At 35.0% G+C, this 2,964-nt stretch carries 4 protein-coding genes; 1 reads left to right on the top strand and 3 read right to left on the bottom strand.

What is annotated here, in order from left to right; all coding sequences use genetic code 11:
* The 3 genes from proS to ACI4WO_RS03735 all read right to left on the bottom strand — a co-directional run.
* On the bottom strand, positions 1–1,338 hold a 1,338-nt coding region (proS, locus tag ACI4WO_RS03725; protein WP_439806216.1), incomplete at its 3' end, for a proline--tRNA ligase.
* Complete coding sequence (locus tag ACI4WO_RS03730; RefSeq protein ID WP_439806217.1) at positions 1,325–1,585, bottom strand: hypothetical protein; 261 nt, start codon at positions 1,583–1,585, stop codon at positions 1,325–1,327. The genes proS and ACI4WO_RS03730, both read right to left, overlap by 14 nt.
* Before the next feature lie 172 nt (positions 1,586–1,757).
* Positions 1,758–1,904, bottom strand: coding sequence for a cyclic lactone autoinducer peptide (locus ACI4WO_RS03735; protein ID WP_439806218.1), 147 nt, complete (start codon positions 1,902–1,904; stop codon positions 1,758–1,760).
* 311 nt (positions 1,905–2,215) lie between these two features.
* On the opposite strand from ACI4WO_RS03735, the gene ACI4WO_RS03740 reads away from it, so the two are divergent.
* Positions 2,216–2,914: a LytR/AlgR family response regulator transcription factor gene (locus tag ACI4WO_RS03740; protein WP_439806219.1), complete on the top strand. Its 699-nt coding sequence runs from the start codon at positions 2,216–2,218 to the stop codon at positions 2,912–2,914.
* Positions 2,915–2,964: the final 50 nt, after the last annotated feature.

Genomic DNA, 2,964 nt, shown 5'->3' on the forward strand with positions numbered 1-2,964 from the left:
TACCATATCTTCACATGCTTCGTCGCCGCACCACATAGCTTTAACAAATCCATCGCCGTTTTCTTCAAGTGCTTTTGTGATTTCGTCCATGCTAATACATGAATATGTTCTTTTTTCTCTGTTTTCAAGTGCCTTTTTATATATACTGTCCCTAACTTCCGTTAATTTATCATTTACAGTTTTGACAAGTGTTTCATAATTATTTTCAAGCGAAACCATTGATTTTTCTCTGTTGTGACGGGTTACGATAACGCACTGATTGTTTTCAATGTCCTTAGGACCGATTTCGATTCTGACAGGAACGCCTTTCATTTCATATTCAGCAAATTTCCATCCCGGAGAGTTTTCGCTGTCATCAATTTTAACTCTTATACCGGATTCAAAAAGCTTGTCGTAAAGTTCTCCTGCTTTTTCCAGAACACCTTCCTTATGCATAGCAACGGGTACAATAACAGCCTGAACAGGGGCTACAGCAGGAGGGAGGACAAGACCATTGTCATCCCCGTGAGTCATGATAATAGCACCGATGAGTCGTGTTGTAACGCCCCAGCTTGTCTGGTGAGGGAATACTCTCTTGTTTTCACGGTCTGTATATTCAATGTCAAAGGCTCTTGCAAATCCATCTCCGAAATAGTGAGATGTACCAGCCTGGAGGGCTTTTCCGTCATGCATCAGAGCTTCTATAGCATAAGTTGTTTCCGCACCGGCAAACTTGTCGCTGTCAGTTTTTCTTCCCTTTATAACCGGCATTGCCAGATAATTTTCACAGAAATCCGCATATATATTCAGCATTCGTTCAGTTTCTTCAATAGCTTCTTCAGCTGTTGCATGAATGGTATGTCCTTCCTGCCATAAAAATTCTCTGGAGCGCAGGAACGGGCGAGTGGTTTTTTCCCATCTTACAACGCTTACCCATTGATTGTAAAGCTTGGGCAGGTCACGGTAAGAGTGGATAATATTTGCATAATGCTCGCAGAAAAGTGTTTCAGAAGTCGGACGTACGCAAAGCCTTTCTTCAAGTTTTTCATTTCCGCCGTGAGTAACCCATGCCACTTCAGGTGCGAATCCTTCAACATGATCTTTTTCCTTCTGAAGCAGACTTTCAGGAATAAACATAGGCATGCATACATTTTCATGACCGGTAGCCTTGAACATTCCGTCAAGAATCTTTTGAATATTTTCCCATATTGCATATCCGTAAGGACGGATAACCATACAGCCCTTAACACTGGTATACTCAATCAATTCCGCTTTTTTTACAATATCAGTATACCACTTTGCAAAATCCTCATCCATAGGAGTAATTGCGTCAACCATTTTAGAATTATTCTTTGCCATCTTTTAACTCTCCGTTTTCGTCATTATTTTTTTCATAATTTTCTGCCTTTTCCGGCATATCATAAATACTTTTTACCTTATAGATATTATCGTCCACCCTTTCGGGTTTTGGTTTGACAATTTTAGAAATCAGCCGGTCAATTCTGGAAGCAAGTTTCGGGGTTATTACAGCCAGCAGAAAAATAAGCAGCAGTATTATAAAAAACATACCGCAGAATTTTATTAAATATGTAACGGTTTCGCTCATGCCAGTTCACCTCACAAATACAATAATACATATATTATAACATATCTGAGATAAATTTCAAGCTTTTATTCACTCTTAATCTGAGGATTTCAAAATTAAGAGCTGCCGTACCAGATTAATAGGTACGGCAGCTCTTTTAAGTTTAAGTAAAAAATGGTTATTCAAAAAATGATTATGAGTTTTTGATCATTTCCTTGAGTGCCTTAGGTTCCTTTGGCTGATGGCATCCATAAAAAGATGTTGCACCAGCAGCCTTTACAGCTGTGCTCATACCAATTTTTGCAATTGCTTCCATTGTTCTCTTTGCGATTTTTTTCATGTTTTTTACCTTCCTTTAAATTTTTTGGTGTTTATTACCATGACTATATATTATCATACTTTCACGCATTAATCAATACATTTACCATAAATGGAATTCAATATTCATTAAAGGGAATATTTAATCTTTTGTTAATATTTAGATTACATTTTGTTAATTCAATTTAAATATTCCGGAAATAATTGCAGTATTTATGCGTAAAATTTTAAACTATTACTTGATAATAAAAAATTAACATTTTATACACATAAAAACCTATAGAATTAACAAATATTCTGGTATAATATAGAAAAAAACAGAAGGTTCAGAATATGACTATTGCAGTTTGTGTTAAAAATATAGATTTTGCTTTTATGATAAAGCAGCATATTTTGTTTTATTCAGAAAAAAGCAGTATTAACGCTGATGTTACTGTATTTACATCCGGAAAAGAACTTCTTATTGACAGAAATAAGTTTGAAATTGTCTTTATTGATACTGATATTGATGATATTAACAGTATGCAGATTGCCAATTGCATAAAATTGTCAGCGAAAAATACCAAACTGATTTTTCTTTCTGATTCTGACGAGCTTGTGTTCCAGACGCTGAAATATCAACCCTATCGTTTTATAAGAAAACGATATTTTAAATATGAACTTAAGGAAGCACTTTTGTCATTGTTTTATGATTATAAAATAAATTATTCATCCTTTACAGTAAATTCTTCTGAGGGGATCAGAAGCGTATCCTTAAATGAAATATTTTTTTGTGAAATATTTGGTCATAGTATCGAAATACATACATGTAATGAAAACATAAAAACAACCGGTACTCTGAATGTACTTCAGGATAAGCTTGAACCATCCGGTTTTGTAAGAATTCATAAAAGCTATCTGGTAAATTTAAGGCACATTTTGAAATTCAGTTCAAAAGAAGTTACAATGTCTGATTTTACAGTTTTGCCGGTCAGTAAATACAGAAGCTCTGAATTAAAAAATAAAATAATGCATTTTAATATGGTGAGGTAGCGTGAAAGAAACAATCAATGCACCGCCAAACAGGCGCAACAACAAGGCCC

The sequence above is a fragment of the Porcipelethomonas sp. genome, assembly GCF_051893655.1.
Taxonomy (GTDB): domain Bacteria; phylum Bacillota; class Clostridia; order Oscillospirales; family Ruminococcaceae; genus Porcipelethomonas.